Here is a 13,769-nt window from a genome sequence, read left to right on the forward strand (position 1 = left end):
CGACAAACTCTTTTTTATACTTTTATTAGCCCTTAAAACTATTTTACTGAATACAATGCCTACTGAAAACAATCAACTATTTACTCTTTCTTCTTCTCTTTGTCGTCTTTTTTCTCTATTTTCTTCATTACAATATCTCCATCCTTCAATTTTTTTGATACTGCAATAAATGGACCAGATACAATTTCTTCTCCTTCTTTCAAACCATCAATTATCTCAATTGTACCTGCGGCTGTGTCTGTAATGCCAGTTTTCACTTCACGCATTTTTACTTTATCTTTGTCATGTACAAAAACTACTTCTTTAGGCTTGTCTTTCTTAGCTGTTGATTTTGGTTCTGCGGTTGTAGTTGCTTGATTATCAGGCCCATTGTTGTTGTCTGTTTTTACTTCATCTTTATCACCACGAGTTGTTACAGCAGCAATTGGTACACTTTTTACACCTATTTTTTTCTCAGTTACGATGTCCACGGTAGCGGTCATTCCAGGTTTAAACGGATATACTTTTCTTGCTTTTCTGTCAATTAAATCACGGTATGATTCTGGCAAAATTTTGATTCTTACTTCAAACTCTGTTACAGCATCGGTTGAAGCAGAAGATAATGCACTGCCCGAACCATTCGCCGTGTTTGCAATTTCGGTTACAATTCCTTTAAATTTTTTATTTGTCATGGCGTAAGAATCTACGTCAATTATGGCGGTATCGCCTAAACTTACTCGCACGATGTCATTTTCGTTTACATTTATACGTACTTCCATGTTGTTTAAGTTGGCAATACGAAGCATTTCTGTACCCGACATTTGCGAAGTTCCAACTACACGCTCGCCCAATTCGATTGCCAATTTCGACACAATTCCATTCATCGGAGCATATACGGTTGTTTTGTATAAGTTTGTTTTGGCATCTTTCAAACCTGCTTCGGCACTTCTAATATTAAAGTTTGCAGCCTCAACATTTGCTTTTGCCGACTCAATTTCTTGTTTCGCAACTTTCAAATTAGTTTCCGCCAATTCCATGTCAGAAGTCGAAATTACTCTATCATCAAACAACCTCTTTTGACGATTATATTCTTGTTGTGCCTTCAACAAGCGAACTTCTGATTGTGCTTGCACTGATTTAGATTGTTCGGCACCTGCTTTGGTTTGGTTCACCACCGCTTCCGAACGCTCAACAACCGACAAATAGTTTTCGGGCTTGATTTTAAGCAATAGCTGTCCTTTTTTGACAGAATCGCCTTCTTTTACGTATAAGCCAATGATTTCACCAGGAACATCAGGCGTAATTTTGACTTCGATTTCGGGTTGAATTTTACCTGATGCTGAAACAGTTTCGGTGATGTCGGACTTACCAACTTTTACAAAATCTACTTCAGTTGGCTTTTCTTTACCAATCCAACCTTGCGATTTTGCTACAAATATAAATATAACTAATAGGGCAACTACGCCACCCAAAATCCACCAGAGTCTATTTGATTTTTTCATTGAAAAAAGTAATTTTTTAGTCGGTAGTCAACTGAAGACTGACGATAGTTTTATAAAAATGTGAAAAGAATATTTAATGAATAATTTAATTTATCATTCACGCATTCTATCATTGAAAATTAAAAAGTAAGCGGTCTATTTTGATAATAGTCTAATATTTTGATTCGGAAAACGTAATCATATTTTGCTTGAATCTGATTGGCTCTTGCACGATCAAGGTTAGTTTTTGAAATATTATAATCTAAGGCATTCAACGCACCAACATTAAATCTTGCTTCGGCCGCTCTAAACGATTCTTCCAAAGCTCTTACTTGGTTGCCAAGTGCCGAAAAACGTTTGGCTGCATTTGTCATGTTTACATAAGCCAGCTCAATATCTTGACGAAGGCGTAAACGTACATTATCAGCTTGAACTTCGCTTTGTTTTTGTTGAATTTGAGCAGTTGTTAGACGAAATTTAGTGCTATATCCATTAAAAATCGGAATCCTTACATTCAACCCTAAAGAAGCGTTTCCATTGCCTCCCAATTGACGAAAATATGCAATTTTCTCTCTTGAAGCGACAGATGTAGGCACATAAGCAAAAACAGGATAACGAATATTGGCTACATTTACATAGCCAGCTTCTTGCTCTACTATTTTTTGGGTAACGTTTACATTTTCAGCCGCAGTTGAAAAAGAAGAATTGAAACTTGCACTTGCCGAAACAGTCGGCATTTTTAAGCCTTTGGCAATATCAACCGATTTTTGAGAAGCTTTTACTCGCATATCTGCCGCTTGTACGTCTGCCAAAAAACCTTGTGCAATTTCGTAAATTTGTGCAGGAGTTGCAGGATATGCCTGTATGCTCGGGTTTGGAACTTCTACCCTTACAAGTTCAATATCTCGGTCAGCACCAGTATTCATTAGTTGTTTTAAAGTCAATTTTGCTGAAATAATAGCATTTTCAGCATTAACAACGTTTAGTTCATCATTGGCTAATTGAGCTTTTATATCGAAAAGATTGGTTTCGGGCAATGAACCTGCATTGACCAATTTTTGGCTACGCTCCAACTGAATCTGAGTAACTTCCAATTGACGTTGGGAAATAGAAAGCAAGTCTTGCTGCGAAAGTACATTCAGATAACCCACAACGATATTTAGTGTAATCTGATTTTTCATGTTTTGCAAATCAAGCTGAGATGCTTCCAAATTGAGTTGATTTAAAGCAATGCCATTGCGGGTTTGATAACCATCAAAGAGTATTACACCACTATTCAAACCAAAACCATTAGAGCCAACAGTATTTGTTATAATACCATTGGTATAAGGATTGATGTTCCTTCCTGAAAAGAGATTGAAGTTAGTGCCGCCGTTGAGCGTTGGATACTTTGCCCATTTCGATTGATCAAGCGTATTAATTCCTTGCTCAACTTGGAGGTTGTTTTGCTTGATAGAAAGGTTATTCCGCAATGCGAAATCAATGGCATCTTGCAAAGTAACTTTGTCGCCACTATTGCCACTTCCCGACACAGCAGAAGACTGTGCAAAGACTAAAGAATTGGCAAGAAAAAAAGTTGAAAATAAAATTTTAGCTAATTTCATAAGAATTTAAGATGCTGTATTCAAAGTCTTCTCCGATATTGAACTTATTTGATACAACAATCTTACGAAACATTCGTATATGCTTGCTACAAGAAATGGATAAACGGTTTTTTTGAAGTTTGGAGGTGGGTTAGGGCATTTTGGGGATATAAAATTTTGAAAAAAGAAAAGTGTGGTATGATACAAAACCATGCCACACTTAGCCTAATAAAAGCACTTAGTTCGACAATTCTTTTGCTCTTTTTTCGGCTGCCAAAATGCCTTTTATTAAACCTTCCGATAGTTCATTTTCTTCAAAAGTTCTCAAAGCAGCTTCGGTTGTTCCTCCTTTCGAGGCTACGGCTTTTATTAAGTTATCAAGACTTTGCTCGGCATTATTAATCAAATGATAAGAGCCAAGCATAGTTTGTTTCACAAGTAAACTTGCCATTCCTTCATCAAATCCCATTTGTTTGCCAGCCTCAATCATGTGTTTTACAATATAATAAAAGTAAGCAGGCCCGCTTCCGCTCAAGGCTGTTACGGCATCAATCATGCTTTCGTCTTCCAAGTAAATCGAACGACCAGTGGCATTAATCAAATTTTCAACTTTACGAAGTTTGGGTGCATCAACTTCCGGAGAAGACGTAAAGCCTGTAATTCCCATACCCAACATAGCTGGTGTATTTGGCATGGCCCGTACAACCAATTGATGGCCAAGAGCAGTCTGAATTTTTGAGATCGGAATCCCCGCCATGATTGATAAAATCACTTGATGAGGTTGAATTACGGCACGGAGTTCGTCTTGCATCGAAGCAAAGTCTTGGGGCTTTACCGAAAGTATAATTAGCTCATAGTCAGCTACTTGCGAGTTTATGACGCTTACAACCATGCCTTCTTTGGCGGTTTGTAAAGCCTCACTACGTTCCTGATTTTTTTCGATTAATAATAAATCTTCTTTTTTTACTAAGTCATACTGCAAAAATGAGCGGGCAAATGCCATACCCATATTTCCACAGCCTACAATGGCGATTTTCATTAAGTAATTTTTATAAAATAGAGGAAAAATATATGCAAAGATTGAAAAGAAATTACATGGAAACAAGATTTTTATAAATCGTCAATTCATCTCCTCGCAAATTTTTCTTTTCTATGATATTAATACTTTTCGGTAAAATAGGTGCTAAAATGCCCTTTTTCAACTGCTTTTGGCTACGAAAAAGTCTAACTTCATCAAATAATTGAGCATCAATAAAACTTTGTAGGAGTTTTGTGCCACCCTCTACGATGACCGACCCAACAGCCGTCCCTAAAAAAGCAATTTCAGAAACAATTGAATTTACGTTTGGTGAGTTTAAAATAAATCCCCGAGTGGAAGCTCCCCCATCGGGGGCGGCAGGCAAGCGATTATTCCTATCAATCACAATTCTTATCGGATTTCTCCCTGTCCATTCTCTTACGCTTAGCTTTGGGTTGTCGTATAAAGCTGTATTTGTACCAACCATAATGGCATCTTCTTCGCTTCGCCATTTGTGCGAAAGCTTGTGCGATAAAGTATTACTAATTTTAACTTGTTCAAAGTTTTCACCAGCGATAAAACCGTCAGCCGTTTCTGCCCATTTCAAAATAATATAGGGACGATTCTTTTCGATTACCGTAAAAAATCGGGCATTTAACTCTCTTCCTTTTTCTTCCAAAATTCCTGCAATAACCTCAATACCAGCCTTCTGCAACTTTTCAATGCCTTTTCCTGCTACCAATGGATTTGGGTCGAAATTACAAATCACTACTTTTTTAACTTGATGTTTCACCAATAAATCGGCACAAGGCGGCGTTTTTCCAAAATGGGAGCAGGGTTCGAGCGTTACATAAACTGTTGATGCTGACAGCAAAGAGTTGTCTTTAACTGAATTGACAGCATTTACTTCGGCATGACAATCGCCGTATTTTCGGTGCCAACCTTCGCCAATAATTTTGTCATTATGCACAATCACGCAGCCAACGATCGGGTTAGGGCTTACGCTGCCTCGACCAATTTCGCCCAATTGTAAGGCACGGAGCATATATTTTTCGTTGGTATTCAATGGGTGAATTAGCGAATTAGTGAATTAGTGAATATTTTTGCAAAAAACCATTTTTATGTTTCAAAAATCCAGTAAAGAACTCTTTCATGATTTGCTACGCCAAATTACGGTGTATGAACCACAAGAAACAAAAGAAATTGTTTTTTGGTTGATGGAATTTTATTTGGGTTTGAAGAAAATGGATGTTTTGGGCGACAAACTTATCGAAAAACAGATAGATTGGGCAAATATCATTGAAAGATTAAATAACCACGAGCCCATTCAATACATTTTGGGCGAAACTGATTTTTACGGAAGAAAATTTTTGGTAAATGATTCAGTCCTTATTCCAAGACCCGAAACCGAAGAATTAGTACAATTGGTTATTGAAAATATTCCACGGGTAGCAGTGGGCGAAAAAGAACTCAACACTCAGAATTCAGAATCGCACGGCGAACCGTTCAGAAATATTCTCGACATTGGCACAGGAAGTGGCTGCATTGCTATTTCATTAGCAAAAGAATTACCCAACTTTCAAGTTTTTGCTTATGATATTTCCGAAAAAGCCCTCGAAACGGCACAAAAAAACGCTGAATTGAATAAAGCAAAGGTGTTTTTTGAAAAAATTGATATTTTAAATCATACAATTACACAATCTCATAATTACTCGTTCAATATAATAGTTAGCAATCCGCCTTATGTTACGAAGCAAGAAATTGAGTTAATGCAAAAAAACGTCATTGATTTTGAGCCACATTTAGCTCTTTTCGTAGAAAACAGCAACCCTTTTGTTTTTTATGAAGCCATCGCTAACTTTGCTTATAATAATCTGACCATCAATGGTTTAGTGGCAGTCGAAATAAATGAAGCATTAGGTAATAAAACTGCAGAAATATTTTTAAAAAAAGGATTTTCAGACGTAGCAATAGTGAAAGATATTCATCAAAAAGATAGGTTTGTAAGAGCAACGCTAAGTAAAAAGATTGAAAAGCATTGAAGGTTTGTAAGGCTTTTGCTTATCTTCACGTTTTAAAATTTCCACGATTTTAAGAATCGTGCTGCAAAATATATGGAAAGCTCAAGAATTTTACATAGAAAAATAAGAGAAGTTTTTTCGGAAACAGGCAAAGTTGTCATTGGTCAAGAACGATTGATTAATCGTTTGTTGATTGGACTTTTTACGGGCGGACATATCCTGCTCGAAGGCGTGCCTGGACTCGCTAAAACCAAGACTATCAACACTTTAGCTAAGGTTTTAGATTTGGGTTTTAATCGTATTCAGTTTACACCCGACTTGCTTCCTGCCGACTTGGTGGGTACAATGATTTACAACCAAAAATCAGGAGATTTTGAAGTTAAAAAAGGACCAATTTTTGCTAATTTGATTTTGGCCGATGAAGTAAATAGAGCTCCAGCAAAAGTTCAGTCGGCTTTATTGGAAGCGATGGCCGAAAAACAAGTGACCATCGGCGACGAATCGCACCAACTCGACCGCCCATTTATGGTGATGGCAACCCAAAATCCTGTTGAGCAAGAAGGAACGTATCCGTTGCCAGAAGCCCAAGTAGATAGGTTTATGATGAAGGTTTTTGTTGATTATTTGAACAAAAACGATGAACTCGAAATGGTTAGAAAAATAGCGAATCTTAACGAAAACTATGTTCCGAAACCTATTTTAGATAAAGAAGAAATTGCTGCCATTGGACAAGAAATTAATCGAATTTCTATCTCCGAAATGCTCGAACGCTACATAATTGAGTTGGTTTTTGCTACTCGTCGCCCTGCCGAATATGGCATGAAAGACGAAGCTCGCTACATACAATTTGGGGTTTCGCCTCGTGCAGGAATCGCCTTGTATAATGCCGCCAAAGCCCTCGCTTATTTCGACGAACGAGACTATGTATTGCCAGAAGACATTAAAGCTTTAGTTCACGATGTTTTCAACCACCGAATTATTCTCAACTACGAAGCTGAAGCCGACGGACTCACCACTCGTGAAGTAATTGATAATGTGCTGAAAAAAGTGGCGATTGGGAGATGATTTTTAACTAAAACCTTAGATTTTTTGCTTTAAATTGATTTTATGAAAAATATTTTTCATAAAGTTTGGAAAATAGTAATTTTATACTCTACATTTGTAGAAACAAATCTATAAACGTAGAAATGAAATTAACTGAAGCCGAAGAAACATTAATGCAGTATTTGTGGGATGCAAAAAAAGCTTTTATGAAAGATTTATTAGATACCTATCCCGAACCTAAACCTGCCCCAACAACCGTTGCTACACTTTTGAAAAGAATGATTGATAAAGGTTTTGTAGCATATCGAGAATATGGAAATTCAAGGGAATATTATCCGTTGATAGAAAAAAACGATTATTTTTCAAAGCAAATGAATGGCATGATTAACAAGTTTTTTAATAATTCAGTTACACAATTTGCTTCATTTTTTACATCAAAAACAGATTTTAGTGAATTTGAATTAGAAGAATTGAAAAAAATTATTGATAATCAAATCGAAAAAAAGAAAAAATGATACTCTATCTTTTGAAATCGAGTGCGTGTTTACTCATCCTTTTGGGCGTTTATAAATTCTTTTTAGAAAAAGAAAAAATGTTGCATTTCAATCGCTATTTCTTATTATTTAGTTTGATTTTTAGCTTTTCTATTCCGCTCATTTCAGTCGAAATTGCACAAGAGAATATAGAAATAGAAGAGGTAAATAAATTCATTTCCACAGAAAACATTCCTATTAATATTCCGAATGAAATCACAAGAAATGAAATACAAAATACTGATTATCAAGGCATTATAAAATATATTTATATTATAATTACTTTGTTTTTATTAATAAAATTTACAAAAAATCTACTTGTTTTTACGAATAAAATCAGGCAAAATCAAAAAGTCATAGTTGATGGAAAATCTTTTATTTTGCTCAAAGAAAAGGTTGAACTTTGTACTTTTCTGAATTATGTTTTCATTAACGAAGATGAATATAATAGTATTGAAAACGAATTGATAAGTCACGAACTGACACATATTCGTCAGTTTCATACCTTGGATATTCTTTTTATCGAAATTTTACTCATCGTTTTTTGGTTTAACCCGCTACTTTATTTTTACAAAAAAGCGATTCGGCTCAATCATGAGTTTATGGCTGATGATGCTGTCAATCAGAAATTTCAAAATATTCGATTTTATCAAGAATTACTTTTACAAAAATCCATTGGCAGTCTTACTTTCAATCTTACAAGTAATTTAACTTTTCAAATCACTAAACAACGACTTCTAATGATGACAGCTCACACCTCCGCCAAAGTAGCTTTGCTCAAAAAAGTAATGCTGTTGCCCGTTTTTTTGATTTTGCTATTTAGCTTTATTGACATTTCTTTTGCACAAAAACCTACTAAATCTCTTGAAATACAGGTCGTTCCAATTGATAAATCAAAAAAGAAGTTAACGCAGAAGGATGTTAATATGAATAATGCGAGTATTCATATTTTTGAGGATTTTAATCCTGCTATCCATGAAAAAGGCAAGATAAAATATCCCAAAAAATATAGTGAACTAACAGACGAAGAGAAAAAAAAGCTTAGTGAAAGTCCAAGTTATTCTGAAAAAAACACTACAACTGATGAAATGATGGAGTTGTGGGCAAGTACCGATAAATATGGTGTGTGGGTAGATTCAAAACGAATTCCAAATAGTAAACTTAACAATTATAAAGCGGCTGATATTGCCGAGTTTTCGATTAGCCGACTATACAAAAATGCTCAAGTTGGCAACCGCCGTTTTCAAATTGATTTGATGACACATAAATACTACGATGAAGTATATATTAAAGAAGTAAAAGAATCTCCTTTGTTTTTTCTTGATAAAAGAACTAATAAAAACAAACTCAACAAAAAAAGCTGATAAGCGGTACTGATTTTGCAGGTTTTACTAATAAAAGTTAGACCTGCAAAATGCCTTTTCTACTCATAAATCACGCTCAATAACTCTACCAAGCAAGCAATTCGTTCATCCCAACATAAACCTTAATTTAATACAACTCTCTACATTGATTTAGATTTTTGTTTATTTATACACAATATTGATTTGGATTTTTATCATTTAATCTTTAATTTTGATTTGTATTTTTCAAAATCAAATGTATTTACAAAGAAAAATTGATACGGAATTAGAGAATTGGAAGGATTTACCACAAAGAAAACCTTTGATGTTGCGTGGTGCAAGACAAGTAGGAAAATCTTCATCAGTAAAGAATTTATCCAAACAATTTCAATATTTTGTTGAAATAAACTTCGAGGAAAACCCAAACTATCAGGCTATTTTTGACAAAGGACTTACTCCAATAGAAATATGTGAGCAACTCGCTGTTGTTACAAATACGCCAATTATTAGTGGTAAAACACTACTATTCTTTGATGAAATACAATCTTGCCTTCCAGCTATTTCGTCATTACGCTATTTTTACGAAAAACTACCAGACTTACATTTGATAGCTGCGGGTTCATTATTAGAGTTTGCCTTAGCCGAGCTTCCATCGTTTGGTGTTGGCAGAATCCGCTCAATATTTATGTTTCCTTTCTCATTTGAGGAATTTTTATTGGCATTCAAAGAGAATAGTTTACTCAAAGTTTTAGATAAAGCAACTCCTGAGCAAACAATTCCTGATATTATCCATCAAAAATTAAAAAAATATCTTAAAAAGTTTTTAATCATAGGAGGAATGCCCGAAGCGGTAAATTCGTATGTTGCCAATGGAGACCTGCTTGAAGTTCAACGTGTTTTAGAAGACTTGACTCAATCAATTGAAGTCGATTTTGCAAAATACAAAAATAGGGTGTCAACTGCGAAAATTAGAGAAGTTTTCAATGCCGTAGTACAACAAGTAGGAAATAAATTCACATACTCCTATCCCAACGCCACATTAAATAATATTCAAATTAAGGAAGCCTTAGAACTTTTGACATTGGCAGGTTTGGTTTTTCCTGTTACACATTCGGCGTGTAACGGAATACCCCTAGGAGCTGAAATTAATGTAAAAAAACGCAAATTTTTGATTTTTGATACTGGTATCTTTCAAAGAATTTTGGGTTTGAATATTAGCGAACTACTCATCGAAGATGATTTTAATGTAATTAATAAAGGAAATATTGCAGAGTTGTTTGTTGGTTTAGAACTTCTAAAAAACACACCTCCTTATGAAAAAAAAGACCTATACTATTGGCAGCGAGAAGCAAAGAATAGTCAAGCAGAAGTTGATTATATCATTCAAAAACAAGAAAAAATAGTACCAATTGAGGTAAAAGCGGGTACAAAAGGAACAATGCAAAGTTTGTATATTTTTCTTGACGAAAAAAAAATAGACGAGGGAATCAGGGTATCTTTAGAAAATTTCTCTGCAATAAATCATGTAAAAATATATCCTTTGTATGCAGTAAAAAAAATAGTGTCTTGAAATAATATAAACTTTTATTTTTCTAAAAAAACTGTTTTAAAATGAGCCTTTACAAAGATTAAAAAATTAGACCTGCGGTACAGACCTTCATCACTCATAAATCACGCTCAATAACTCTGCCACGCAAGCAGGTTTTTCTGAACCGTCCAATTCAAAAACAGCATCAATGATGAGTTTTGCACCGCTTGGTTGCATATCTTCTATTGCTTTTAAAGTTGCCTTCATGCGAACTCGACTATTCACGGGTACTGGCGAGATAAAACGCACTTTATTTGTGCCATAATTCAGTCCCATTTGAGCAGATTCTACTTTGAACATTTCATACATGAATTTTGGTGAAAGCGAAAGCGACAAAAAACCATGAGCAATTGTACCACCAAAAGGGGAAAGTTTGGCTTTTTCTACATCAACATGAATCCATTGGTCGTCTAAAGTTGCTTTGGCAAAATCATTAATTTTTTCTTGTGAAAGAGTTTGCCAACTTGATGTGCCAAGTTCCTTCCCAACATGAGCTTTCAAAGCAGCTAAATCTTTGAATACCAACATTCCAGATTGTGAATTTGCAGGCTCGTCCGTTTTTACCATTTCACTTTCTTTAGATTCAGAAGCAGTAAAACTTGGCATCTTCACCTCATCCGACATCACCACAACCGCTTTTCCAATCACTTTTCTATTCATCAAATCATTCAAAGAGTCAGCCGCATTTTCGAGTGAATATAATTTATGGATGTGTGGACGTAAACGTCCTTTCATAAAATAACCTGCCAATTCTTGAATATTTTTAAAATTTTTGGCTGCTTCTTTCTCGGCAAATTGTCCCCAAAAAACACCGACAATGGCACAACCTTTCAGCAAAGCCAAGTTTAAAGCAATTTTTGGAATTTCGCCTGCGGCAAAACCAACTACCAAATAACGCCCTTTCCAAGCGATTGAGCGTAAGGCTGGTTCGGCAAATTTATCGCCAATGGCATCATAAATTACGTCAACGCCTTTGCCTTCGGTGATTGTTTTTATTTTTTCTCGTAAATCTTCAGTTGTATAGTTTATTGTGAAATCTGCTCCTTTTTCTTGACAAATCGCCAATTTTTCATCGGTTGATGCCGCCGCAATTACTTTTGCACCCATTAGTTTGCCGAGTTCAACGGCAGCTAAACCAACGCCACCTGCTGCACCCAAAACCAATAAAGTTTCGCCTGCTTTCAGTTCGGCACGGTCTTTTAAGGCGTGATACGATGTTCCATAATTATACATCACCGAAGCTGCCATTACAAAATCCATTTTCGGTAACATCGGAAAAACTCTTCGAGCATCAACCAATACTTCTTCTGCCATTCCACCCCAACCTGTCATCGCAAAAACTTTATCACCTACTTTTAGGTGCTTTACGTCCTCTCCAACTTCCTTTACAATGCCCGAAACTTCGCCTCCAGGCGAAAAAGGCAAAGCAGGTTTAAATTGATAAAGATTTTGAATAATCAACGTATCAGGAAAATTTACACTACATGCCATTACACTAATTACGACTTTTCCTGCCTCAGCTTTTAAAGATTCGAGTTCTTCTAAAATCAGCGTATCGGGCTTGCCAAATTGTTTACAAAGGAGGGCTTTCATCGTTTTTTATTTTGTTGAATTTGAGGTAAATAGTTTACCGATGACAATCAATAGTTCACACAAACTTTCGACTGTAAACTATGGTCAGTGGACTATAATTTTCACAAAAAACGCAAAAATTACACTCATTTTTCACTTTTTTTATTCATTTATTTCTTAAATTTTTAAAAAAAACTATCTTTGCCCCACTTTCCTATAAAATCTAATGTTCTATGCTTTACTACTTATTTACCTACCTCGACAAGGCTTTCAATTTTCCAGGTGCTGGCGTGTTTCAGTATATCACTTTCCGTGCCATGGGAGCAATTGTTTTTTCACTGCTGATTGCCTCTATTTTCGGTAAAAGAATCATCGTTTTGCTGCAAAAACTACAAATCGGAGAATCTATCCGTGATCTTGGGCTTGAAGGTCAAATGCAAAAAAAAGGTACGCCAACGATGGGTGGATTCATCATTTTGGCTTCGTTGATGATTCCTGTGTTACTTTTTGCCAAATTAGATAATGTTTATATCGTTCTGCTTATCATTGCAACATTGTGGACTTGCGGAATTGGCTTTGCCGATGATTATATCAAAGTTTTCAAGAAAGACAAAGAGGGCTTGAAAGGTCGCTTCAAAATTATTGGACAAGTTGGCTTAGGTATAATTGTCGGACTGACGCTTTATTTTAATGATTATGTAAAAATTAGAGTTTACGAAAAAGCTAAAATAAGTACCGCTGTTGGAGAAGTTCAAAAATATTTTGATACGCACTCACTTACTACAACTGTTCCTTTTTTCAAAAATAATGAGATTGATTACCATGCTTTTGGTAGTTGGCTACCCGAAAATTTAGCTTGGATTCCTTATGTTTTGATTGTGATTTTTATCATTACAGCAGTTTCCAATGGAGCAAATATCACCGATGGCATTGATGGTTTGGCGGCAGGAACTTCTGCTATTATTGGACTTACTTTAGCTGTTTTTGCGTATTTATCGGGCAATAAAGTTTTTTCGCAATATCTCAATATCATGATGATTCCAAACTCTGGAGAGGTCGTGATTTTTTGTGCGGCGTTTGTCGGAGCCTGTATTGGGTTTCTGTGGTATAATGCTTATCCTGCTCAGGTTTTCATGGGAGATACAGGCAGTTTGATGCTCGGAAGTATTATTGCTGTATTGGCATTGGCACTCAGAAAAGAGTTGTTGATTCCAGTAATGTGTGGTATTTTCTTAGTCGAATTGCTTTCGGTGATTATGCAAGTAAGCTATTTTAAATACCAAAGACGAAAGAGTGGGCTGGAATTTGCCCAGAAAAACCGCTTATTTTTAATGTCGCCATTGCACCACCATTTTCAGAAAAAAGGTTATCACGAAGCAAAAATCGTAACCCGTTTCTGGATTATTGGAATCGTATTGGCTGTTGCTTGTTTGGTAACTTTGAAATTGAGATAAGAGTCAAATTTATATATTTTGAAGGTGATAAATCGTTGGTTTATCACCTTTTTTTATTAGACTTCCTGCGAAAGTATTTTAAGTCGAAAAACACCATCTTTTCGGCTACAAATTGAGTAAATTTTTCAACCGTAGCGGTGCTATGCTTTCAAA

Annotated in this window: 11 protein-coding genes; 6 read left to right on the plus strand and 5 right to left on the minus strand. The window is 35.6% G+C overall.

Annotation, left to right across the window (positions count from 1 at the left end; all coding sequences use genetic code 11):
* Positions 1-80: 80 nt before the first annotated feature.
* The 4 genes from ACH2CJ_RS05770 to ribD all read right to left on the minus strand — a co-directional run bounded on the left by ACH2CJ_RS05770 (position 81) and on the right by ribD (position 5,127).
* Positions 81-1,481 (minus strand): efflux RND transporter periplasmic adaptor subunit, encoded by a 1,401-nt coding sequence (locus ACH2CJ_RS05770; RefSeq protein ID WP_394991297.1) that lies wholly within the window; start codon positions 1,479-1,481, stop codon positions 81-83.
* A gap of 119 nt (positions 1,482-1,600) precedes the next feature.
* Positions 1,601-3,064 carry a TolC family protein gene (locus ACH2CJ_RS05775; protein WP_394991298.1) on the minus strand — a complete coding sequence of 488 codons (1,464 nt, stop codon included), beginning with the start codon at positions 3,062-3,064 and terminating at the stop codon, positions 1,601-1,603.
* A gap of 217 nt (positions 3,065-3,281) precedes the next feature.
* Positions 3,282-4,082, minus strand: coding sequence for a pyrroline-5-carboxylate reductase (gene proC / locus ACH2CJ_RS05780; RefSeq protein WP_394991299.1), 801 nt, complete (start codon positions 4,080-4,082; stop codon positions 3,282-3,284).
* Between the two features lie 52 nt (positions 4,083-4,134).
* The gene (ribD, locus tag ACH2CJ_RS05785) at positions 4,135-5,127 is read right to left on the minus strand and encodes a bifunctional diaminohydroxyphosphoribosylaminopyrimidine deaminase/5-amino-6-(5-phosphoribosylamino)uracil reductase RibD (protein WP_394991300.1); all 993 of its coding nucleotides are present in this window, start codon (positions 5,125-5,127) and stop codon (positions 4,135-4,137) included.
* Between the two features lie 55 nt (positions 5,128-5,182).
* On the opposite strand from ribD, the gene prmC reads away from it, so the two are divergent.
* The 5 genes from prmC to ACH2CJ_RS05810 all read left to right on the plus strand — a co-directional run bounded on the left by prmC (position 5,183) and on the right by ACH2CJ_RS05810 (position 10,572).
* A complete protein-coding gene (prmC, locus tag ACH2CJ_RS05790) occupies positions 5,183-6,103 on the plus strand; it encodes a peptide chain release factor N(5)-glutamine methyltransferase (RefSeq protein WP_394991301.1) in 921 nt (306 codons plus the stop codon).
* Positions 6,104-6,175: 72 nt separating this feature from the next.
* Positions 6,176-7,147, plus strand: coding sequence for an AAA family ATPase (locus tag ACH2CJ_RS05795; protein ID WP_394991302.1), 972 nt, complete (start codon positions 6,176-6,178; stop codon positions 7,145-7,147).
* 122 nt (positions 7,148-7,269) lie between these two features.
* Entirely contained in the window at positions 7,270-7,641 is a 372-nt protein-coding gene (locus ACH2CJ_RS05800) for a BlaI/MecI/CopY family transcriptional regulator (RefSeq protein ID WP_394991303.1), read from the plus strand.
* Entirely contained in the window at positions 7,638-9,023 is a 1,386-nt protein-coding gene (locus ACH2CJ_RS05805) for a M56 family metallopeptidase (protein WP_394991304.1), read from the plus strand. Before ACH2CJ_RS05800 ends, ACH2CJ_RS05805 begins: the two co-directional genes overlap by 4 nt.
* Positions 9,024-9,258: 235 nt before the next feature.
* A complete protein-coding gene (locus tag ACH2CJ_RS05810) occupies positions 9,259-10,572 on the plus strand; it encodes an ATP-binding protein (RefSeq protein WP_394991305.1) in 1,314 nt (437 codons plus the stop codon).
* Positions 10,573-10,662: 90 nt separating this feature from the next.
* Here ACH2CJ_RS05810 and ACH2CJ_RS05815 read toward each other — a convergent pair whose 3' ends face one another.
* Complete coding sequence (locus ACH2CJ_RS05815; protein WP_394991306.1) at positions 10,663-12,183, minus strand: zinc-binding dehydrogenase; 1,521 nt, start codon at positions 12,181-12,183, stop codon at positions 10,663-10,665.
* A 212-nt stretch (positions 12,184-12,395) separates the two neighbouring features.
* Here ACH2CJ_RS05815 and mraY point away from each other — a divergent pair, with 212 nt between their 5' ends.
* Complete coding sequence (mraY, locus tag ACH2CJ_RS05820) at positions 12,396-13,616, plus strand: phospho-N-acetylmuramoyl-pentapeptide-transferase (RefSeq protein ID WP_394991307.1); 1,221 nt, start codon at positions 12,396-12,398, stop codon at positions 13,614-13,616.
* The last annotated feature ends 153 nt before the right edge of the window (positions 13,617-13,769 follow it).

Origin of the sequence: Emticicia sp. (genome assembly GCF_043780375.1) — a bacterium.
Lineage (GTDB): Bacteria > Bacteroidota > Bacteroidia > Cytophagales > Spirosomataceae > Emticicia.